This window comes from Campylobacter sp. TJR-1, from assembly GCF_032840035.1.
Classification (GTDB): Bacteria; Campylobacterota; Campylobacteria; order Campylobacterales; family Campylobacteraceae; genus Campylobacter; species Campylobacter fetus.
Genome location: NZ_JAWIZX010000023.1, coordinates 1 through 728 on the forward strand (window position 1 = coordinate 1; position 728 = coordinate 728).

2 protein-coding genes are annotated in these 728 nt (G+C 40.0%); both read right to left on the minus strand.

All coding sequences use genetic code 11. The annotated features are described in order from the left end of the window. Positions 1 to 48: 48 nt before the first annotated feature. On the minus strand, positions 49 to 561 hold the full coding sequence (locus RVY88_RS09125; protein WP_317051304.1) for a hypothetical protein: 513 nt from the start codon (positions 559 to 561) through the stop codon (positions 49 to 51). Next, the coding region (locus tag RVY88_RS09130; protein ID WP_317051305.1) for a hypothetical protein at positions 509 to 728 on the minus strand (220 nt) is incomplete at its 5' end. The genes RVY88_RS09130 and RVY88_RS09125, both read right to left, overlap by 53 nt.

Sequence of the window (728 nt, forward strand, 5' to 3'; positions counted from 1 at the left end):
AGCAAAAAACTATCTACTATTTATTAAGGTTTGGTTTGAAAAACACGATTAAGAAGCAAATACTATATCATTTGTTGATGTAGCAAGACTATCTAAATTAACGGTTGTACCTGTTAGCTTGACTAGTACGTCATTTGCTGCTGCAGTTGCTACGTTGTAGTATAAGTAACTCTCATTGTTATATGTAAATCCATACACTGTTGTAGCTTCGTCACTATCAGTTAGTACCGCAGCGATAGCTGATTTTAAATCGGCTTTACCTGATAAATCAACAGTTGAATGTTTATAAGCAGTAACTGAAGCTGCAAATTTAATGCTATCCCCGGCACTAAAGTCAGCGATAGTAGCATGTTCTGGTGTATCTGCAGTCACTATTTTAGCAGCAGTAACGTTAAATACGTCATTTCCTGCTCCACCTGTTACGGTTAAACCGTCATTTACTTTACCGATAGTTATAGTGTCATTTCCGGCACTACCTTTTATACTAGAAACAGCTGTTAGCGCTTTATCAATAGTGATAGTACCGCTTAAAGTTCCTCCTGTTGCGCTCAAGCCACTCAAGTCTATGGTAGTTATGGCCACTGCTGCAGCGTCCGGAGCAACGGTAACTGTGTTTGTCTCCGCTAGCGGTTATAGTTTGAGTATCTGCTATACCTTTTATTGTTAATGCATCATCTGCAGCGGCTCCACCTATTACTTGAGCATTTAAATCAGTACCGCCGGCTGCG